Source organism: Pseudoxanthomonas sp. OG2, from assembly GCF_014192765.1.
Lineage (GTDB): Bacteria > Pseudomonadota > Gammaproteobacteria > Xanthomonadales > Xanthomonadaceae > Pseudoxanthomonas_A > Pseudoxanthomonas_A beigongshangi.
The window spans coordinates 1,305,648-1,326,020 of record NZ_JACHYM010000002.1 but is presented as its reverse complement, the minus strand read 5'-3'; the positions used below and the strand labels follow the sequence as shown (position 1 = coordinate 1,326,020).

The 20,373-nt window shown below is 68.3% G+C and carries 20 protein-coding genes; 12 read left to right on the top strand and 8 right to left on the bottom strand.

Annotated features, from left to right (window positions below):
• Positions 1-8 precede the first annotated feature (8 nt).
• Complete coding sequence (locus tag FHW78_RS19190; protein WP_183644530.1) at positions 9-413, top strand: DUF2946 family protein; 405 nt, start codon at positions 9-11, stop codon at positions 411-413.
• A gap of 65 nt (positions 414-478) precedes the next feature.
• A complete protein-coding gene (locus tag FHW78_RS19185; RefSeq protein ID WP_255443349.1) occupies positions 479-2,689 on the top strand; it encodes a TonB-dependent receptor in 2,211 nt (736 codons plus the stop codon).
• Between the two features lie 22 nt (positions 2,690-2,711).
• Here the strand turns inward: FHW78_RS19185 and FHW78_RS19180 are convergent, their stop codons facing one another.
• Positions 2,712-3,605, bottom strand: coding sequence for a TIGR01777 family oxidoreductase (locus FHW78_RS19180; protein WP_183644527.1), 894 nt, complete (start codon positions 3,603-3,605; stop codon positions 2,712-2,714).
• A 107-nt stretch (positions 3,606-3,712) separates the two neighbouring features.
• Here FHW78_RS19180 and FHW78_RS19175 point away from each other — a divergent pair, with 107 nt between their 5' ends.
• From FHW78_RS19175 to FHW78_RS19145, 7 genes are all read left to right on the top strand, one after another.
• Positions 3,713-4,420 (top strand): alpha/beta fold hydrolase, encoded by a 708-nt coding sequence (locus tag FHW78_RS19175; protein ID WP_183644524.1) that lies wholly within the window; start codon positions 3,713-3,715, stop codon positions 4,418-4,420.
• Between the two features lie 49 nt (positions 4,421-4,469).
• Complete coding sequence (gene gnd, locus FHW78_RS19170; protein ID WP_183644521.1) at positions 4,470-5,372, top strand: phosphogluconate dehydrogenase (NAD(+)-dependent, decarboxylating); 903 nt, start codon at positions 4,470-4,472, stop codon at positions 5,370-5,372.
• 117 nt (positions 5,373-5,489) lie between these two features.
• Entirely contained in the window at positions 5,490-6,167 is a 678-nt protein-coding gene (locus FHW78_RS19165) for a type 1 glutamine amidotransferase domain-containing protein (RefSeq protein WP_183644518.1), read from the top strand.
• A gap of 72 nt (positions 6,168-6,239) precedes the next feature.
• Positions 6,240-6,527: a DUF3247 family protein gene (locus FHW78_RS19160; RefSeq protein ID WP_183644515.1), complete on the top strand. Its 288-nt coding sequence runs from the start codon at positions 6,240-6,242 to the stop codon at positions 6,525-6,527.
• Between the two features lie 14 nt (positions 6,528-6,541).
• A complete protein-coding gene (locus tag FHW78_RS19155) occupies positions 6,542-6,736 on the top strand; it encodes a CPXCG motif-containing cysteine-rich protein (RefSeq protein WP_183644513.1) in 195 nt (64 codons plus the stop codon).
• Positions 6,737-6,803: 67 nt separating this feature from the next.
• Positions 6,804-8,108 (top strand): sorbosone dehydrogenase family protein, encoded by a 1,305-nt coding sequence (locus FHW78_RS19150; protein ID WP_183644510.1) that lies wholly within the window; start codon positions 6,804-6,806, stop codon positions 8,106-8,108.
• A gap of 71 nt (positions 8,109-8,179) precedes the next feature.
• Entirely contained in the window at positions 8,180-8,617 is a 438-nt protein-coding gene (locus FHW78_RS19145) for a hypothetical protein (protein ID WP_183644507.1), read from the top strand.
• A 313-nt stretch (positions 8,618-8,930) separates the two neighbouring features.
• On the opposite strand, the gene FHW78_RS19140 is transcribed toward FHW78_RS19145, so the two are convergent.
• Together FHW78_RS19140 and FHW78_RS19135 are read right to left on the bottom strand one after the other, a co-directional pair.
• Positions 8,931-10,775 (bottom strand): ABC transporter ATP-binding protein, encoded by a 1,845-nt coding sequence (locus FHW78_RS19140; RefSeq protein ID WP_183644504.1) that lies wholly within the window; start codon positions 10,773-10,775, stop codon positions 8,931-8,933.
• A gap of 73 nt (positions 10,776-10,848) precedes the next feature.
• Positions 10,849-11,421 carry an NAD(P)H-dependent oxidoreductase gene (locus FHW78_RS19135; RefSeq protein ID WP_183644501.1) on the bottom strand — a complete coding sequence of 191 codons (573 nt, stop codon included), beginning with the start codon at positions 11,419-11,421 and terminating at the stop codon, positions 10,849-10,851.
• Positions 11,422-11,497: 76 nt separating this feature from the next.
• On the opposite strand from FHW78_RS19135, the gene soxR reads away from it, so the two are divergent.
• Complete coding sequence (soxR, locus tag FHW78_RS19130) at positions 11,498-11,977, top strand: redox-sensitive transcriptional activator SoxR (RefSeq protein WP_305076303.1); 480 nt, start codon at positions 11,498-11,500, stop codon at positions 11,975-11,977.
• A 349-nt stretch (positions 11,978-12,326) separates the two neighbouring features.
• Here the strand turns inward: soxR and FHW78_RS19125 are convergent, their stop codons facing one another.
• Positions 12,327-13,370: an oxidoreductase gene (locus tag FHW78_RS19125; RefSeq protein WP_183644498.1), complete on the bottom strand. Its 1,044-nt coding sequence runs from the start codon at positions 13,368-13,370 to the stop codon at positions 12,327-12,329.
• Between the two features lie 157 nt (positions 13,371-13,527).
• Between FHW78_RS19125 and FHW78_RS19120 the strand changes: the two genes are divergently transcribed.
• Positions 13,528-13,902 carry a BON domain-containing protein gene (locus tag FHW78_RS19120; protein ID WP_183644494.1) on the top strand — a complete coding sequence of 125 codons (375 nt, stop codon included), beginning with the start codon at positions 13,528-13,530 and terminating at the stop codon, positions 13,900-13,902.
• Positions 13,903-14,037: 135 nt separating this feature from the next.
• Here the strand turns inward: FHW78_RS19120 and FHW78_RS19115 are convergent, their stop codons facing one another.
• Positions 14,038-14,385 carry a helix-turn-helix transcriptional regulator gene (locus FHW78_RS19115; protein WP_225562174.1) on the bottom strand — a complete coding sequence of 116 codons (348 nt, stop codon included), beginning with the start codon at positions 14,383-14,385 and terminating at the stop codon, positions 14,038-14,040.
• Between the two features lie 163 nt (positions 14,386-14,548).
• Between FHW78_RS19115 and FHW78_RS19110 the strand changes: the two genes are divergently transcribed.
• Complete coding sequence (locus FHW78_RS19110) at positions 14,549-14,788, top strand: hypothetical protein (RefSeq protein WP_141454044.1); 240 nt, start codon at positions 14,549-14,551, stop codon at positions 14,786-14,788.
• 92 nt (positions 14,789-14,880) lie between these two features.
• Here FHW78_RS19110 and FHW78_RS19105 read toward each other — a convergent pair whose 3' ends face one another.
• Genes FHW78_RS19105 through FHW78_RS19095 form a run of 3 tightly spaced genes read right to left on the bottom strand, consistent with a single transcriptional unit; the run spans position 14,881 to position 20,307 of the window.
• Positions 14,881-16,353 (bottom strand): efflux transporter outer membrane subunit, encoded by a 1,473-nt coding sequence (locus FHW78_RS19105; RefSeq protein ID WP_183644488.1) that lies wholly within the window; start codon positions 16,351-16,353, stop codon positions 14,881-14,883.
• Positions 16,347-17,081, bottom strand: a complete 735-nt coding sequence (locus FHW78_RS19100) for an SDR family oxidoreductase (protein WP_183644485.1) — start codon at positions 17,079-17,081, stop codon at positions 16,347-16,349. The genes FHW78_RS19105 and FHW78_RS19100 overlap by 7 nt, the downstream gene beginning before the upstream one ends.
• A gap of 55 nt (positions 17,082-17,136) precedes the next feature.
• Positions 17,137-20,307 carry a multidrug efflux RND transporter permease subunit gene (locus FHW78_RS19095; RefSeq protein ID WP_183644482.1) on the bottom strand — a complete coding sequence of 1,057 codons (3,171 nt, stop codon included), beginning with the start codon at positions 20,305-20,307 and terminating at the stop codon, positions 17,137-17,139.
• Between the last annotated feature and the right edge of the window lie 66 nt (positions 20,308-20,373).

Genomic DNA, 20,373 nt, shown 5'->3' with positions numbered 1-20,373 from the left:
GCGCGCGGGTGCGTCCCGGAATTCCGATCGCGCGGGCGGCGGCGCGGCTGGCGTTGCTGGCCGCGCTGCTGCTCGTGTTCGCGCCGTCGATCAGTCGCGTGCTCGCCAGCCGCGGCGGCGACGTGCTGACCAGATGGGTCGAACTGTGCACGCCCGTCGGATTGAAGTGGGTGGATACCCGCGCGAACGCGGCACGGGAAAAAGCGCCGGCCGCGCCGACGTCTAGTTGGCCGGACGAGGGCGACGCCTGTCCGCAATGCCCGCTGGCCGCCGCGCTGCCGCCGCCACCGGAGGCGTTCGACTGGGCGGCGTCGCCGTGCCCGCCCGCGCCTGGGCGTGGATTTGAAACATCATTGACGCGAAAAGCATTCCGGCCGGCGGGAGCGGGTTGCCGGGGACCACCAGCGGCGTAGCGCAACGCCATCACCGCCCCTGTTCCCCACGGCGCCGCATGCGCCGCTTCCGGAGTCTTACGTTCATGTCGATGCATCATCGCGGCGCGCTTCGCGCGTCCCGCCTTTCCCTGGCCGTGCTCGCGGCCCTGTCTTCCGTTCTCCCGTCCGCGATGGCGCGCGCCGCCGATGCGGATTCGCAACCCGCCGATGCGCAGGCCACCACCCTCGACGCCGTCCGCGTCGAAGGCCGGCGCGCCGCGCTGGATGCGCCGGCCGGAACCGGCACCCGGCTCGGGTTGAGCGTGCGCGAGACGCCAGCCTCGATCACCATCCTCGATCGCGACACGCTCGATGCGCGCGGCGTGCGCACTACCCAGGAGGCGCTGTCCGGCATTCCCGGCCTGACCGTGGCTTCGCCGCCGGGCAACGGCAACGCGGTGACCCTGCGCGGTTTTTCCGGCAGCCAGATCACCCAGCTGTTCAATGGCATCGACGTGCAGTACGCCTCGATCGCCGCGCGCCCGGTCGACGCCTGGCAGTACGAACGGGTGGAAGCGATCGGCGGCCCGTCGAGTTTCCTGTACGGCGCCGGCGCGGTCGGCGGCACCATCAACTACGTCACCCGGCTGGCGAACCTCGAACGCGACGACGCGCAATGGCAGGCCGGCATCGGCTCCTTCCGTGATCGCAGCGTGGCGATGGGCGCCAACCTGCGCCTGGGCGGCGACGCCGCGCGCCAGGCGTTGCGGCTGGATGTCAGCACACGCGATGCCGGCAGCGCCATCGACGGCCAGCGGCGCCAGGCGACCACCGTCGCCGCGTCGTGGCTGGCGCAATGGACGCCCACGCTGCGCCACACGCTGGCGCTGGAGCATCAGCGGGAAGACAACGACCGTCCCTACTGGGGCACGCCGGTGCGCCAACCGGCCGGCGGGCGCCTGGCGGTGCTGCCGGAAACGGTGGGTCGCAACTACAACGTGTCCGATGGCTACTACGGGCAGGACGTGCTGTGGGCGCGCTCGATCCTGGAGTGGTCGCCGGGCGCGGCGGACACCGTGCGCAACACGATCTACCACTACGACGCCCTGCGTGATTACCGCAATGTCGAAAGCTATCGCCTGAGCGCCGACAACCGTAGCGTGATCCGCTCGGGCGCGCTGCTTCAGCGCCACGATCAGCAGGTCTACGGCAACCGGCTGGAGTGGTCGCACGACGGAGCCCTGGGCCGGCTGCCGTCGCGCTGGAACGCGGGACTGGACATCAGCTACAACCGCCAGACCCGCTTCCCGCAATCGCTGCCGGCGGTGATCGACACCGTGCCGCTGGATGCGGTCACCCCGGGCGATTTCCTCGACGTGCCCGGCGCGCAGCTCGCCTACCGGCCGGATCGCACCAATCGACTGCATACCCAGGCCCTGTTCGTCGAGAACCTGACCGAACTGACCCCGTCGCTGTCACTGCTGACCGGCCTGCGCCGGGATCGCATCCGCCTGGACGTGGTCAATCATCGCGCCGCCAGCGCGAGCAATCCGGCACGGTTCGAACGCGAGTACACGCCCACCACCGGCCGCGCCGCGCTGAACTGGGCGATCACGCCGCAGGCCAGCGTGTACGTGCAGTACAGCACCGCCGCCGATCCGCCTGCCGGCATCCTCAGCACGGCCAGCTTCGCCAACGTGCGCGACTTCGATCTGACCACCGGCCGCCAGGGCGAACTGGGCGCGAAATTCCAGTCGCGCGATGGCCGCCACTTCGCGACATTGGCGGCCTACCGAATCGTGCGCCACAACCTGGCCATCAGCGATCCGGCCAATCCCGGCCAGACCCTGCCGATCGGCAGGCAATCGGCGCGCGGCGTCGAAGCCACCTTCGGCTGGCAACCGCTGGAGGGACTGGATGCGCAGGGCAACCTGGCCTGGGTGGACGCGAGCCTTGATGATTTCTTCGAGAACGTTGGCGGCGTGCCGGTGTCGCGCGCGGGCAACCGGCCGGCTAACACGCCCGCGCGGGTCGGCAACCTGTGGGTGGACTACGCCTTCGACGATCGCTGGTCGGCCGGCGTGGACCTGCGTGGCGTGTCCTCGCGTCATGCGAACGCGGCCAACACGCTGTCCACCGCCGGCTACGCGCTGTGGGGCGCGCACGTGAGCTGGCAATGGAATCCGCACACGCGGCTCACCCTGCGCGGTCGCAACCTCGGCGACCGCACCCACGTCGTGTACGCGCTGAACGACAGCATGGTCTACCTGGGTGATCCGCGCAGCTGGGAATTGGTGCTGCGGCAGTCGTTCTGATCGCGATGCGCCTGCGCGCGGGTCAGGCGGGTTTGTCCAGTACGTCGCGCAGGGCGTCTTCCAATTGCGGAAAGCGGAAGCGGAAGCCTTCCACCAGCGCGTGCATGGGCATGACGCGCTGGCCGGTCAGCATCAACTGCGCGCCCTCGCCAAAGGCCAGCCGCAACAGCGGCGAGGGCGTCGGCAGCAATGCCGGACGATGCAGTACCCGCCCGAGGGTGCGCGCGAACTCGCGGTTGCGCACGGGTTCGGGGGCGGTGCCGTTGTAGGCGCCGCCCGCGGATTCGAATTCGAGCAGCCACTGGATCAGGCCGATCAGATCCTCGCGGTGGATCCAGCTCATCCATTGGCGGCCGTGGCCGATCGGGCCGCCCAGGCCCCAGCGGAACGGCGGCAGCATCTTCCCCAGCGCGCCGCCGTCGGCGCCGAGCACGATGCCGGTGCGCAGGCGGCACACCCGCAGGCCCAGATCCTCGGCCTGCATGGCGGCGTGTTCCCAGTCGCGGCACAGGACGGCGGCGAAATCGTCGCCGGCCGGCGTGGATTCATCCAGCAGGGCGTCTCCGTGCGCGCCGTAGTAGCCAATCGCCGAGCCGGAGACCAGTACATGCGGACGGCGCAGGCGCGGGGCCATCCAGCGCACCAGCTGGGCGGTGGTGTTCAGGCGCGAATCGCGGATGGCCTGCTTCTGCCGGGCGCTCCATCGGCGTCCCACCAGCGGTTCGCCGGCCAGGTTGACCACCGCCTCTATCTCGCCCGCCTCGGCCAGATCCTCGATGACCGCCACGCCGGGCAGGCGCTGGCGGGCCAGGGCGGGGCGGCGGGACCATACGGTCAGGCGATGGCCGCCGGCCAGGAGCCGGGTACACAGGGCGCGGCCGATGAAGCCGGTGCCGCCGGTGAGCAGGATGCGCATTCAGGAGGGGCGTCGTGGGGCCTTTCAGGGTACGCCCAGGCGCGTGTTCCGCCCGTGGAAAGCATCGTGCGCTCGGCTTCGGGGCGCGGGGCGACTAAAATTCGCGGATGCCCGTTTCTTCCCCGCGCCCGTCCCTCCTGCTGCTCCCCGGCCTGCTGTGCGATGCACGGCTGTGGCGGGACCAGGTGGAGGGCCTGGCCGACCTGGCCGACATCACCGTCCCCGACCTGACCCTGGACGACAGCGTCGGCGCGATGGCCGCGCGCGTGCTGGCGCGGGCGCCGGCGCGGTTCGCGCTGGGCGCGCTGTCGATGGGCGGCTACGTGGCGTTCGAGATCCTGCGCCAGGCGCCGCAGCGGGTGGAGCGGCTGGCGCTGCTGTCGACCAGCGCGCGTGCCGATCCGCCCAAGCGCGCGGCGGTGCGCCGGGCCAGCCTGGCGCTGGCCGAGCGCGGCCGCTTCGCCGGGGTCACCCGCAAGCTGCTGCCGCAACTGGTGCATGCCAGCCGGGTCGACACGCCGGTCGGCGAGGAGGTGATGGCGATGGCCGAGCGGGTGGGCCGCGACGCCTTCCTGCGCCAGCAGCGCGCGATCCTGGAACGCCCCGATTCGCAGCCGCTGCTGCCCACCCTGTCGATGCCGACCGTGGTCGGCGTGGGCGACGACGACCGCATGACCGCGCCGGAGGAATCCAGGATCCTCCAGACCGGCATCGCCGGCGCGCGATTGCACGTGTTCACCCATTGCGGCCATCTTCCGCCGATGGAAAAGCCGCGCGAAACCAACGACCTGCTGCGGGCCTGGCTGGCCGCCTGAGCCACGCGATTTCCCCCTCCACTCACTTCCCCCGAACTCAGGAGCATTTATGGAACTGGCAATGATCGGCTTGGGCCGCATGGGCGCCAACATGGCCGAACGCCTCACCCGCGGCGGACACCGCGTGCACGGCTACGACCCCGGCGAACCCGCGCGCAAGCAGGCGGCCGAGCGCGGCATCGCCATTGCCGATTCCCTGCAGGCGGTGGTGGCCGCGCTGCCGTCGCCGCGCATTGTCTGGGTGATGGTGCCGGCGGGCGTGGTCGACGACACCCTGGATACGCTGCTGCCGCTGCTGTCGGCCGGCGACACCGTCGTCGACGGCGGCAATTCCAACTACAAGGAAACCATGCGCCGCGGCGCGCGCCTGGCCGAGGCCGGCGTGCACTACGTCGACAGCGGCACCAGCGGCGGCGTGTGGGGCCTGGCCGAAGGCTACAGCCTGATGATCGGCGGCGATAAGCAGGCGGTGGAAGCGCTGCGGCCGGTGTTCGAAACCCTCGCGCCGGCGGCCGATCGCGGCTGGGGCCATGTCGGTCCCTCCGGCGCGGGCCATTTCACCAAGATGATCCACAACGGCATCGAGTACGGAATGATGCAGGCGTTCGCGGAAGGCTTCGCCATCCTGGAGCGCAAGGAAGCCTTCGGCATCGATCTGCAGCAGGTCGCGGAAATCTGGCGCCATGGCAGCGTCGTGCGTTCCTGGCTGCTGGACCTGACCTCCGATGCACTGAAGAAGAATCCGACCCTGGCCGGCATCGCGCCGTACGTCGAGGATTCGGGCGAAGGCCGCTGGACGGTGGCCGAGGCCATCGATCTGGACGTGTCGGCACCGGTCATCACCATGTCGCTGCTGGAGCGCCTGCGTTCGCGCGAGGACGATTCCTTCGCCGACAAGCTGCTGGCGGCGATGCGCAACGAATTCGGCGGGCATCGCATCAAGCAGGGCTGATCCGGAAAGTTGACAGGGCGGTGACGGTAACGCGATCGCCACGGGATCGTTACCTGCCTTTAGCGGTTGCGCTGCTAGCGTCGCCACTTCCCCGATGTTCCCGCATGGAGCCGGATCATGAAGATCCTGATGGTGTTGACCTCGCACGATCGCCTGGGCGAAACCGGCCACAAGACCGGTTTCTGGCTGGAGGAGTTCGCCGCGCCGTACTACGTGTTCAAGGATGCGGGCGCGGAGATCGTGCTCGCCTCGCCGCGCGGCGGCCAGCCGCCGCTGGATCCGAAGAGCGACGCCGCCGACGCGCAGACGCCGGCGACGCTGCGCTTCAACAACGACACCGTCGCGATCGCCGAACTGGCGCAGACGCGGCCGCTGGCGGACGTGCTCGACGAGGACGTGGACGCGGTGTTCTATCCCGGCGGGCATGGCCCGCTGTGGGATCTGTCCGAGGATGCGGATTCGATCCGCCTGATCGAATCCCGTTTCGCCGCCGGCAAGCCGGTGGCGGCGGTCTGCCATGGACCGGCGGTGCTGCGCCACGCGCAGGGAACGCTCAGCCAGCCGCTGGTGAAGGACAAGCGGGTCACCGGCTTCACCAATGCCGAGGAAGCGGCGGTGGAGCTCACCGACATCGTGCCGTTCCTGCTGGAGGATGAGCTGAAGGCCAAGGGCGCGCGCTTCGAGGCCGCTCCGCCGTTCCAGCCGCACGTGGTGGTGGATGGCAAGCTGGTCACCGGGCAGAACCCCGCCTCGTCCGAACCGGCGGCGCGCGCGCTGCTCGAGCTGATCGCCTGACGGTCCGCCACCTTCACGGGTGCTTATCGTCGCGGCGCTAGAGTGGAATCGTCCCTCCCTGGAGCGGCGGCCATGATCGAAGTTCCGCAGACGCTGTACACGCGGCAGGCCGACATCGAACGGCTCGAGGCGATGGTGCGGGCGCTGCCCGACGAGGCGGTGGTGGAACTGCGCCTCACCGATGGCGGCACGCTGACCGGCACCGTCTCCACCCGCCCGAGCGTGCAGGTGTTCCGCGACGCCGACGGCGTGGAAGGCTTCAACGCGGTGGTCCGCCTGGACGACCAGCGCGATCCCGCACGCGCGCACTATCTGTGGATGGATCGCATCCGCGAGATCGTGCAGCTCGGTTCCGCCTGAGCCGGCATCGACCCATGCCGCAACTGCCTTCCGCCGATATCGACTGCCCTTACTGCGGTGAAGCGATCACGCTGTTCGTCGACGATACGGCCGGGGATCAGGACTATGTCGAGGATTGCCAGGTCTGCTGCCGGCCCATCGAAATCCGTGTGCGGATGGACGAGGACGGCGTGCCGGCGGTGTCGGTGCAACGCCAGGACGACGCCTGAGCTGGTCTTGACACGGCGTTCGCCCTCGGAGGGCCAGCATGAATCGTCCTTCTCGAGGAGCGCGGCCATGGGCATGCGGAAGATCCTGGGAGGAGGGCTGGCGCTGCTGATCACCGCATGCGCCCCCTCCGTTGCGCAACAGGCCAGCGAAACCGGGCCGCGGCCGGAACTGCCGGCTCCGCAGAAGCGCTGGATTCCCACGGTCAACATTGCTCCCGCGGTCGGCTGGCCGGAGGGCGCGGCGCCAACCGCCGCCGAAGGACTGGCGGTGCAGGCGTTCGCCCGCGATCTGGATCATCCGCGCTGGTTGTACGTGCTGCCGAATGGCGACGTGCTGGTGGCGGAAACCAACGCGCCACCCAAGCCCGGCGAGAAGGGGGGACTGCGCAGTTGGTTCATGAAGCGCACGATGGCCAAGGCCGGGGCCGGCGTACCCAGCGCCAACCGGATCACCTTGTTGCGCGACGCGGACGGGGATGGCGTCGCCGAGACCCGCCACGTGTTGCTGTCGGATCTGTTCTCGCCGTTCGGCATGGCGCTGGTCGGCGACCAGCTCTACATCGCCAACGCCGACGCGGTGGTGCGGGTGCCGTACCGCGCCGGCCAGACCCGCATCGACGCCACGCCGGTGAAGCTCGCCGATCTGCCCGGCGGGCCGATCAACCACCACTGGACCAAGAGCCTGCTGGCCAGCGCCGACGGACGCCGGCTGTACGTCGGCGTGGGCTCCAACAGCAACATCGGCGAGAACGGGATGGCGCACGAGACCGACCGCGCCGCGGTGCTGGAAATCGACATCGCCAGCGGCCAGCGGCGCGTGTATGCCTCTGGCCTTCGCAATCCGGTCGGACTGGCATGGGAACCGGTCACCGGCGCGCTGTGGACGGTGGTGAACGAGCGCGACGAAATTGGCGATCAACTGGTGCCGGACTACCTGACCCGCGTGCGCGAGGGCGCTTTCTACGGCTGGCCCTACAGTTATTACGGCGCGCACGTGGACGCGCGGGTGCAGCCGCAGGATCCCGCGCGGGTCGCGCGCGCCATCGCCCCGGACTATGCGCTGGGCGCGCACGTGGCGGCGCTGGGATTGGCCTTCGCGCGCGGCGAACCGATGCCGGCGCGTTTCCGCGAAGGCGCGTTCATCGGCCTGCACGGCTCCTGGAACCGCTCCGAACCGGCGGGCTACAAGGTGGTGTTCGTGCCGTTCGCGCAGGGCCAGCCGACGGGATCGCCGATCGACGTGCTCACCGGCTTCCTCGATGCCGAAGGCAACGCGCGCGGTCGGCCGGTCGGCGTGGCGTTCGACCGCGGCGGCGCGTTGCTGGTGGCGGACGATGTGGGAAATGTTGTCTGGAGGCTCGCCCCGCGTTGAGGACGTAAGCGCAATGACAGTCCGCCGGGCGTATGCTCGCGCCGTCCGACAACCTGGGGAGGGAAGGGCATATGAACGGCACGATGGAGATTCCGCGTTCCAAGGGGTTCTGGCTGGTCGCCGTCCTCGCGCTGATCTGGAACCTGATCGGCGTGGCGATGTTCTGGATGCAGGTGAACATGAGCGCCGAAGCGCTGGCAGCGATGACCGAGCAGCAGCGCCAGGTCTACGAGGCGACGCCGATGTGGCTCAACGTGGCCTTCGCGATCGCGGTGTTCGGCGGCGTATTGGGTGCAATCGGCATGCTGATGGGGAAACGCTGGGCGGTGACGATGTTCTTCGTCTCCCTGCTCGCGCTGCTGGTGCAGATGATCGGCGCCTACCTGGTGACGCCGGCCTGGGATGCCTACGGCGTGGCGGGGCTGGTGATGCCGGCGGTGTTGATCGTCATCGCCCTGCTGTTCTGGCGCTACGCGCAGAAGTGCGTGGTGCGCGGATGGCTGGTGTAGGGAAGAGCAAATCCCCCTCACCTCAAGCGCTTCTCAACCGCCGAATGGCGGGCCAAGCGGGAGGCAAAAAACCGGAGCTCGCAATTGCCCCCTTTGAAAAAGGGGGCGGGCACCTGCGTAAGCAGGTGACGGGGGATTTGCTCTTGGCGCCAAAAGCAAATCCCCCTCAATCCCCCTTTTTCAAAGGGGGAGGCAAGAGCAGCATTTCCCGATTCCCGATTCCCGATTCCCGATTCCCGATTCCCGATTCCCGATTCCCGAATCCCGAATCCCGAATCCCGAATCCCGAATCCCGAATCCCGAATCCCCGCCGTCACCCCACCTCCGCCACATCCAATCCGATAAAACCACCGGACTGCCGACGCCACAGCGCCGCATACAGGCCGTCGCGCTGCAGCAGTTCGTCGTGGCTACCGGTTTCGATGATGCGGCCCTGGTCCATCACCACCAGGCGATCGAGCACGGCGATGGTGGACAGGCGGTGGGCGATGGCGATGACGGTCTTGCCTTCCATCAGCGCGTAGAGCTGTTCCTGGATCGCGGCCTCGACTTCCGAGTCCAGCGCCGAGGTTGCTTCGTCCAGCACCAGGATCGGGGCGTCCTTCAGCAGCACGCGCGCGATCGCCACGCGCTGGCGCTGGCCGCCGGACAGCTTCACGCCGCGCTCGCCGACATGGGTGTCGTAGCCGCTGCGGCCCTTGGCGTCGGTCAGGGTGCGGATGAACTCATCCGCGTGCGCGCGCCGGGAGGCTTCGACGATCTGCGCCTCGTCCGCGTCCGGCCGTCCGTAGCGGATGTTGTCGCGGATGGAACGGTGCAGCAGCGAGGTGTCCTGGGTGACCATGCCGATGTTGCGGCGCAGGGACTCCTGGCGGACCCGGGCGATGTCCTGCCCGTCGATCAGGATGCGCCCGCCCTCCAGGTCGTAGAAGCGCAGCAGCAGGTTGACCAGGGTCGATTTGCCGGCACCGGAGCGGCCGACGATGCCGACCTTTTCGCCCGGACGGATGACCAGCGACAGATCCTCGATGACCTTGGAGGTGCGGCCATATTGGAACTGCAGGTGCTCGAAGCGGATCTCGCCGCGGCTGACCTCCAGGTCGCGCGCGCCGTCGCCGTCGGTGATCGCCAGCGGCTGGGCGATGGTGTTCATGCCGTCCTCGACCGTGCCGATGTTCTCGAACAGGCTGGCGACTTCCCACAGGATCCAGTCCGACATCGAGCGGATGCGCATCACCAGGGCGATCGCGACCGCAATCGCGCCCAGCGAGATCGAACCCTGCAGCCACGCCATCACCGCCAGTCCGCCCACGCCGGCCAGCAGCAGCGCGTTGATGCTGTGCAGGCTGACGGTCAGCTGGGTGACCAGCCGCATCTGCCGGTGCACGGTGACCATGAACTCGTCCATCGCGTCGCGTGCGTAGTCCTGCTCGCGCATGGTGTGGGCGAACAGCTTGATGGTCTGGATGTTGGTGTAGCTGTCCACGATCCGGCCGGTCATCTGCGCGCGCGCGTCGGACTGGGCCATCGACACCCGCTGCAGGCGCGGGACGAACCAGAACAGGATGACCAGGTAGCCGACCAGCCACAGCGCCAGCGGCAGGATCAGGCGCAGGTCCGCGCGCCCGACCAGGATCACCGTGCCGACGAAATAGACGGCGACGTAGACGAACACGTCCATCAGCTTCATCACCGTCTCGCGGATCGCCAGCGCGGTCTGCATGACCTTCTGCGAGATGCGGCCGGCGAACTCGTCCTGGAAGAACGACACGCTCTGCCGCAGCAGGTAGCGGTGCGACAGCCAGCGCGCGATCATCGGGTAGTTGCCGAAGATGGTCTGGTGGATCACCAGCGACTGCACCAGCACCAGCAGCGGGTACACCACCACCACCAGCGTGCCCATCCACAGCAGGGTCGAACCGTGGGTGGACAGGAAGCTGGCGCGATCGGCGCTGCCGAGCCAGTCGACCAGATCGCCCATGAAATCGAAGAACAGGATTTCCAGCGCGGAGATGGCACCGGTCAGGACCGACATCAGCAGCAGCCACGGCAGCAGCGGCCGCGAGTAATGCAGCAGGAACGCGAACAGCTTGCGCGGCGGCGTGGCGGGTTCGCCGGCGGGATAGGGATCAATCCGCTTTTCGAAGAATCGGAACATCGGTCGGGTCTTCCATGTGCACGCGGCACGTCAGGGGGAATGCCGCCCCGCCATCTCCGGCGGCGGTGGGCCGTCATCGCGCGGGATAGGGCCAGGCCGCGCGCGCCTGGCGCAGGGCATGGCCCATCCAGGCCAACTGGTCGAGCATGGTGGAGGCGGCCTGCGCGCTGGCCGCCGCGTCGCGCGGCTGCCCATCGGCGCCGAAACGGTCCCACGCCATCGGGAACAGTACCGAATTGCGCACCGCGCAGGCGTGCAGTCCGGAGAACACCTGGCGCAGTTGCTCCACCGCGCGCGAACCGCCGCTGACGCCGCCATACGCGACGAACGCCACCGGCTTGGCCTGCCAATGCTCCTGGACCGAATCGATCAGGAACTTCAGCGCCGCGGGATAGCCGTAATTGTACTCCGGCACCACCAGCAGGAAGGCATCGGCGCGCCAGATCCGCTGCTGCAGGTTGACCAGATCGGCGGAGGGCGTCATGCCGTGCCGACGCGGCAGGTCCATCAGGGCGGGGTCGACCACGTCCACCGCGTAGTCGCGGCGCTGGTCTATCTGGCCGCGGATCCAGTTGGCGACCACGTCGCAGAAGCGGCCTTCACGGTTGCTGCCATAGATCAGGGCCAGGTCGAGGGGAGGAGTCATGACGCATCAAGGACTTGCAGGGAGAGGCTGCACAGGGTAAAACCTCAATCAATATTGAGGTCAAGCGAGTGTGGCCATGTCCGCGCAAGCCAAACCGGAAACGGCGAAGAAAAAGGCGAACGTCTGCATGGAATTGACCGTGGGCGAAGTGGCGGCGAGAGCGGGGGTGGCGGTCTCCACCCTGCATTTCTATGAAAGCAAGGGCCTGATACACAGCTGGCGCAATGCCGGCAACCAGCGCCGCTACCCGCGCGAGGTGCTGCGGCGGGTCGCGATCATCAAGGTGGCGCAGCGCACCGGCATTCCGCTCGCCGAGATCCGCGAGGCCCTGTCTTCGCTGCCGGAAGGGCGCACGCCCACCGCCGCCGACTGGCGCAAGCTTTCCGCGCGCTGGCAGGCGGATCTGGACGACCGCATCGAGCGGCTCACCCGCCTGCGCGATCACATGGACAGCTGCATCGGCTGCGGCTGCCTGTCGCTGAAGGTCTGCCCGCTGCGCAACCCGCTGGATGAACTGGCGGACGAAGGCCCCGGCCCCCGCCTGCTCGACCCATGACGTAGAGCCGAGCTCGCTCGGCTCCGGGGCGTCCGGAGAATAGAGAAACCTCCCCGCGCGCGGCACCAGCGGAGCAAGCTCCGCTCTACACGTAGAGCCGAGCTTGCTCGGCTCCGAGGCATCCGGAGAAAAGAGAAACCTCCCGTGCGCGGCACCAGCGGAGCAAGCTCCGCTCTACACGTAGAGCCGAGCTTGCTCGGCTTCGAGGTGCCCGGAGAAAAGAGAAACCTCCCGCGCGGCACCAGCGGAGCAAGCTCCGCTCTACACGTAGAGCCGAGCTTGCTCGGCTCCGAGATGTCCGGCGAAAAAGAAACCTCCCGCGCGCGGCACCTGCGGAGCAAGCTCCGCTCTACGCGTAGGGGATTTCGCGGCGTTCGTCGGCGCTGCGGATGCCCAGTTCGATCAGCCGCATCACCGCCAGCGCTTCCTCCGGGGTGACCGGCAGCGGCGCGCCGTCGACGATCGCCGCGCGCATCGCCGCGTAGTAGTGCCGGTAGTCGCCGGGCAGGCTGTCGACCGTATGCGTGGTCGGTACGCCGTCCTCGCCGGCCAGGACCAATTCGCCCGGGCGGGGATCCGCGCCCCAGCCGGTGTCGCCGGGCAGGCCGCCGGCGCGCAGCCGATCTTCCTGCGCGTCCAGTCCGTGCTTGAGGTAGCTGCCGCGATCCCCGTGCACGGCGTAGCGCAGGCCGTTGCCGGGCACCAGCGAACCCGCGTGCAGGTGCACCCGCACGCGCGGGTAGCGCAACTGGACGTGGAAGTAGTCCGGCGCGCGCGCGCCATGGCGCTGCTTCGCCAGATCCGCCTGCACCGCCAGCGGCGTGCCGAACAACTGCAGCGCCTGATCGGCCAGGTGCGGGCCCAGGTCGTACCACAGACCCGCACCGGGCACGTCGCTTTCGCGCCAGCGCTGCGCGACCTGCGGGCGATGGCGATCGAAATGGGAGTGGAACTCCGCCACCTCGCCGAGCACGCCATCGGCCAGCAATTGGCGCACGGTCAGGAAATCCGCATCCCAGCGCCGGTTCTGGAACACGCTGACAAGCCGATCGCTGGCACGCGCCTGTGCGATCACCCGCTCGGCTTCCGCCAGCGACAGGGTGAACGGCTTGTCCACCACCACGTGCTTGCCTTGCGCGAGCGCGGCGATGGCCAGCGGCGCGTGGGTGTCGTTGGGCGTGGCGATCACCACGACGTCGATCGCCGGATCCGCGAATGCCTCCGCCGGATCGGCCACCACCCGCGCATGCGGCAGGTCCGCATGCACCTTGCCGGCATCGCGCGACACCACGGTGTGCAGGATCCAGCCGGGCGTGCGGCCCAGCAGCGGCGCGTGGAACACCTTGCCGACGAAGCCATAACCGAGCAGGGCGACATTGAGGGAGGTGGTCATGCGCGGGTTCTCCGGACTCATCGTGCCGCGATCTTAACGTCTGCATGGCGCAACTGAATGGCGCACCTGCCGGAAGCGGCGCAAACCGCCGCTCTTCACGCCTGCTGTACGCCGGCGTGGGAAGACTGGCCACGGTTTCCGCAAAACAGGAGGAACCATGAACAGGTCAACTCCCCGTGTTTTCCGTCCGTTGCTGGCCGTGGCCTGCGCCACCGGCCTGTCGCTGATCTGCGCCGGCGCGCTCGCGCAGCAGCAGACCGAACCGGAAGAGCAGCGCGCGCAGTCCGCCTCGCAGGGCGATTCGAGCCAGCCGGTCAACGACACCTGGATCACCACCAAGGTGAAGACCGAACTGCTGGCCGCCGAGGACGTCTCCGGCCTCGACATCAAGGTCGAGACCACCAATGGCGTGGTCAAGCTCTCGGGCCGGGTCGACAACCAGGCCCAGGTCGACAAGGCCGTATCGGTGGCGCGTGGCGTCAAGGGCGTCGGCAAGGTCGACAGCAGCGGCCTGAGCGTCGGCGCGAAGTAACCGGAAACGACAAACGACATCAACGTGTGTGGCACGAAGCGGGCGCATCCCAACGCAGGATGCGCCCGTTTCTCTTTCCGCCGGCAATCGCATCCATCCCCATCGGCGGGCGCACGCCGATGCACGGATGCGCGATCACTCCTGCAACAGATCCAGCAGCGCCTGGCGCTTGCGTGGACTCAGCCGGCCCAACAGCTTCAACAGGCGGCGCTGTTCGCTGGCGAGCCGGTAATCCGCGCGCGATTCGGCGACGTGGCCGCGGCGCGGCTGCTGGCCTTCGCCGGTTTCCAGCCAGTACGCATCCACGCCGAGTACGTGGGCGAGCGAACCGATCTTCGAAGTGCTCTTGCTGACACCGCGTTCCAGCGCGGAATAACTCGGCTGGGTGATGCCGACCGCCTGTGCGATCTGTTCCTGTGACATGCCGATCGCGGCACGCGCTTGTGTGAGTCGCTGAGCGAGAGTGGGGCCTGACTTGACCATGCGCATACGCTAACGGTCGCGCCCGTCGGCAGGCAAACAGGCTTGCCTATCACGGGTGCATATGCAAGGCTCTCTAACCATCGTGATGTGCGTTTTTATAGTGTGGTTTTTCACGTTTTTCATCCGCGCGCACGATGCAAGGATCGCTGACAGGAGGACGACGATGCAGGCACGCGGAACGCCGGACGAAGATCCCGGTTACCACCTTCCGGAAGAAGCGCAACTGCAATTGCAGCAAGTGCGTGATCAACTGGAAATGATGGCGGCGCTGGTGATGCCGGCACATCGCCGCGACGATGCCGACGACGCGATCCGGCTCAAGCCTTCCGCGCTGGCCCGCTGCTTTCGCCAACTGGCCGACGAGATGACCCGCGCGCTCGGTACCACCCGCTGGCATGGCTGAAATAAGCGGGGCCGGGTCCACCCGACCCGGCCCCACGCCTTCCTTGGCGTCATCGGCTCCGCCGATGGCCTGTCCTGTACTTCTACTTCACTTCAGCGCTGCACCAGCGTCGTGTCGCTTTCGCCACGCGGCGCGGGATCACCGATCTCGCGCTTGACGCTGGCCAGCGCCGGATCCACGTCCGGTTCGCCCCAGCCGCCCAGCGACTTGTAGACCGCGACCACGCCGACGTTGACGCCGGCCTCGGCCTGCGCGAGCGCGTCGTCGGCGGCCAGTTGCGTGCGCTGTGCATCGAGCAGGGTGAGGAAGTCCGACGCGCCGGTCCGGTAGCGGGCCTCCGCCAGATCGGCGGCACGGCGGGCCGCGGTGGCCTGCTCGTTGACCCGCAGCAACTGGGTCTGCCGCTTGGCGTAACCCAGCAACGCGTTCTCGGTGTCTTCCAGCGCGCCCAGCACGGCCTTCTCGTACTCGGCCACCGCGCCGTCGTTCTGCGCCTGCACCGCGCGCAGGCGCGCACGCACGCTGCCCAGATCGAACGCCGCCCAGCTGATCGACGGCGTCACCGACCAGGCCTTGTTGTCGCCGTTGATCAGCCCGCTGAAATCACCGGCGAGGAAGCCGACGAAACCGCGGATGCTCACCCGCGGAAACAGATCCGCGGTGGCGACGCCGACCCGCGCGGTGGCGGCGGCGAGCCGACGCTCGGCCGCGCGCACGTCCGGACGCTGGCGCAGCAGGCTGCCGGTGTCGCCAATCGGCAGCACCTTCACCAGCGCCGGTGTTTCGCGCGGCGCCAGCACCGCGTCGAGCGTGCCCGGCCGGCGGCCGGTCAGCACTTCGATGCGATGGCGCGATTGCGCCTCGGCGGTTTCCAGCACCGGCAGGGTCGCCTCGATGGCCTTCATCCGCGCCAGGCTGCTCTGCACTTCCAGTTCGGTGCCCGCGCCGAGCTCCCAGCGCGACTCGGTCAGGCGCTGGGTCTCACCGAGATTGCCCAGGGTCTTGCGGGCCACGTCCAGGCGTTTCTGCGCGCCGCGCAGTTCGAAGTAGTTGCGCGCCACTTCCGCCGCCACGCTGACCTGCATCGCGGTCATGTCGTTGCGCTGGGCCTGCAGGTCCGCATGCGCGGCCTCGGCCGAACGGCGCAGCCGGCCGAACAGATCCAGTTCCCAGGCGGCGTCGAAACCGACGCTGTCGGTTTCGGTTTCCACCCGGCCCTGATCGGCCACCGGCTGCTTGCTGCGGGTCTGCTCCACGCCCAACTGCACGTGCGGGGCGAGATCCAGCCGACGCTCGCTGAACACCGCGCGCGCCTCCTGGACCCGGGCAGCGGCGATCCAAAGATCGGGATTGGCGGCGAGCGCGTCGGCGATCAGCTGGTCGAGGGTGGGATCCTCGAACTGCGACCACCAGTTGGCGACCGGCCGGGTGTCGTTGAACGCGGTCTCGCTGGCGCTGGGCAGCGTGGCCGGCGCCAGTTCCGGCGCACGGTAGTCCGGGCCGACGATGGCGCAGGCGGCCAGCAGCGCGGAGGCGATGCCGACGACGAGGGAACGGATCACCATGGCAGCACCTCTCCCTGGTAGAAGAAGCCGCCCTGCGGACCGTTGTCGTCGATCAGCGCCAGGGCGACGCTGGTGCGGGCGCCGTCGGCGATTTCCAGTTCGCCTTCGCCGGCGTTCATGTCGGTCTTCACGTAGCCGGGATGGATGGTGTTGACCTTGATCCGGCTGTCGCGCAGTTCGTAGGCCAACTGCACCGTCCACGCGTTCACCGCGCTCTTGGAGACGTTGTAGGCCGGCACCTTGAAGTCATAGATGGGCGAGGACGGATCCGCGTTCAGCGCCACCGAGCCCAGGATGCTGGACACGTTGACGATGCGGCCGGACGAGGACTTGTGCAGCAGCGGCAGGAACGCCTGGGTCACCGCGATCAGGCCGAACACGTTGGTGTCGAAGGTCTTGCGCCAGGTCGCGGCGGTCTGCTCGGAGACCTTCTTGCCCATTTCGTCGACCAGGATGCCGGCGTTGTTGACCAGGATGTCGAGGCGGCCGTGGCGCGCCTCGACGGTGCCGACGGCCCCGGCGATGCTGGCATCGTCGGTGACGTCCAGCGTGATCGCTTCCACCGGCAGGCCTTCGGCCTGCAGCTTGAGCGCGGCCTCGACCGCCTTGGCACGATCGCGGCCGGCCAGCAGCGTGTGCACGCCGGCCTCGGCCAGTTGCCGCACGGTGTGCAGGCCGATGCCGCGGGTGGCGCCGGTGACCAGGGCGATGCGGGATGTGTCTTGCATGGGATTCTCCAGGGAGTGGGGGAGGGAGAAACGAACCAAAGGACGAAAGGGATGCTTACGGGTGTGCTTCACCGGTCGCGTGCGCCGGGGCGTGCGAGACCAGCGGGCGATGCGCGAGCTTGCGCAGCGCCACGTAGAACACCGGGGTCAGGAACAGGCCGAACAGGGTCACGCCCAGCATGCCGGCGAACACGGTGATGCCGGTGACCGAGCGGACTTCCGCGCCGGCGCCGGTCGACAGCACCAGCGGCACGGTGCCGGCGATGAACGCCACCGAGGTCATGACGATGGGACGCAGGCGCAGGCGGCAGGCTTCCAGCGCCGACTCGACGATGCTCTTGCCTTGCAGTTCCAGCTCGCGGGCGAACTCGACGATCAGGATCGCGTTCTTGCACGCCAGGCCCATCAGCACCACCAGGCCCACCTGCACGAACACGTTGTTGTCGCCGTTGGTCAGCCACACGCCCAGCAGCGCCGACAGCAGCGTCATCGGCACGATCAGGATCACCGCCAGCGGCAGGGTCCAGCTTTCGTACAGCGCCGCCAGCACCAGGAAGGCCAGCATCACCGCCAGCGGGAACACCACCAGCGCGGCCTTGCCCTGGGTCGCCTGCTGGTAGCTCAGGTCGCTCCAGTCGATGCCCATGCCGGTCGGCAGGACCTTCTCGGCCAGCTCGGTGACCTTGGCCATCGCCTCACCGGACGACAGCACGCGCGGATCGGCTTCACCCAGCAGGTCGGCGGCCGGATAGCCGTTGAAGCGGATCACCGGATCCGGACCGTAGGTCTGCTTGATGTTGACCATGCTGCCGACCGGCACCATCTCGCCGTTGGCGTTGCGGGTGCGCAGGTTGGCGATGTCCTCGACGTTGTCGCGGAACTGGCCGTCGGCCTGGGCGATGACCTGCCAGGTGCGGCCGAACATGTTGAAGTCGTTGACGTAGGCCGAACCCAGGTAGGTCTGCAGGGTGTCGAACAACTCGGTCAGCGGCACGCCCTGCGCCTTGGCCTTGACGCGATCGACCTCGGCGTCCAGCTGCGGCACGTTGGCCTGGTAGCTGCTGATCGGGAAGCCCATGCCCGGCGTCTGCGACGCCGCGCCCTGGAACGCCTGCACCGCATTCTGCAGCTCGCCATAACCCAGGCGGGTGCGGTCCTCGATGAACAGCGACCAGCCCGAACCGTTGCCCAGGCCCTGGATGGGCGGCGGCATCAGCGCGAAGGTGAAGCCTTCCTGGATGGTGGAGAACTTCTGGTTCAGCTCGGCGGTGATCTGCTCGGCGCTGTTCTTGCGGTCACCGAACGGCTTGAGGTTGAAGAACACCACGCCGCTGTTGGGGGTATTGGTGAACTGCAGCGGGTTCAGGCCGGGGAACGCGATCTCGTCCTGCACGCCTTCCACTTCCATCGCCATCTTGGCCATCTTCTTCAGCACCGCATCGGTGCGTTCGATCGAGGCGCCTTCCGGCATCTTCACGCCGGCGATGATGTACAGCTTGTCCTGCAGCGGGATGAAGCCCGCCGGCACGGCCTTGAACATCACGCCCGCGCCCAGCAGCAGCAGCGCGTACACCGCGAACACCGCGCCGCGACGGCCCAACGCGCGCGAGACCGCGCCCTCATAGCGCTCGGAGCTGCGCTTGAAGAACCGGTTGAACGGGCGGAACAGCCAGCCGAACAGGCGGTCGATGATGCGCGCCGGGGCGTCCTTGGGCGCGCCGTGCGGCTTCAGCAGCTTGGCGGCCAGCGCCGGCGACAGGGTCAGCGAGTTGATCGCGGAGATCACCGTGGAGATGGCGATGGTGACCGCGAACTGCTTGTAGAACTGGCCGGTCACGCCGGTCAGGAACGCCATCGGCACGAACACCGCGCACAGCACAAGCGCGATCGCGATGATCGGGCCTGACACTTCCTTCATCGCCAGGTGCGCCGCTTCCAGCGGGGTGGCGCCTTCCTCGATGTGGCGTTCGACGTTCTCCACCACCACGATGGCGTCGTCGACCACGATGCCGATCGCCAGCACCAGTCCGAACAGGGTCAGGGTGTTGATGGAATAGCCCAGCAGGTACAGCACCGCGAAGGTACCGACCACCGACACCGGCACCGCCAGCAGCGGGATGATCGAGGCGCGCCAGGTCTGCAGGAACAGGATCACCACCAGCACCACCAGCAGGGTGGCTTCCAGCAGCGTCGTGATCACCGACTTGATCGAATCGCGCACGAACACCGTGGTGTCGTACACCGAGGTGATTTCCACGCCCGGCGGCAGCTTCTTGCGGATTTCCGCCATCTTGGCGACGACCGCGTCGCGGATTTCCAGCGCGTTGGCGCCGGGTGCCTGGAAGATGCCCAGCGCGGCGGCGTTCATGCCGTTCAGGCGGGCGCGCAGGGTGTAGTCGCCGGCGGCCAGTTCGATCCGGGCCACGTCCGACAGGCGCACGATTTCGCCCTCGCTGCCGCTCTTGAGCACGATGTCGCCGAATTCCTCGGCGCTTTCCAGGCGGCCCTTGGCGTTGATCGGCAGCAGGAAGTCGCTGCCGTTGGGCATCGGCTCGGCGCCGAGCTGGCCGGCCGAGACCTGCACGTTCTGCTCGCGCACCGAGCGCAGCACGTCGCTGGCGGTCAGGCCGCGCGCGGCGACCTTGTCCGGATCCAGCCAGATGCGCATCGCGTAGTCGCCGCCACCGAAGGCCTGGGCATCGCCCACGCCGGTGATGCGCGCCATCTCGTCCTTGACGTGCAGGCGCATGTAGTTGCGCAGGTACAGCGAGTCGTACTTGCCGTCCTTGGAGACCAGATGGACGACCATCAGGAACACGGGGGACTGCTTCTGCGTGGTCACGCCCTGGCGGCGCACGTCCTCGGGCAGGCGCGCCTGCGCCTGGGCGACGCGGTTCTGCACGCGCACCGCGGCCTCGTCCGGATCGGTGCCCGGCTTGAAGGTCACGGTCAGCTGCAGCACGCCGTCGGAACCGGCGACGGACTTGATGTACATCATGTCCTCGACGCCGTTGATGGCTTCTTCCAGCGGCGTGGCGACGGTTTCGGCGATGACCTTGGGATTGGCGCCGGGATAGACCGTGCGCACGACCACCGAGGGCGGCACCACTTCGGGGTATTCGCCGATCGGCAGCATCGGGATCGAGATCAGGCCGGCGGCGAAGATCACGATCGACAACACCGCGGCGAAGATCGGCCGGTCGATGAAGAACTTTGAGAAGTCCATGGGTGGATTTCCTGGAAAATGGGAAAGCAGAGGACTCGCCCCTCCCACGACGTGGGGGAGGTGGGG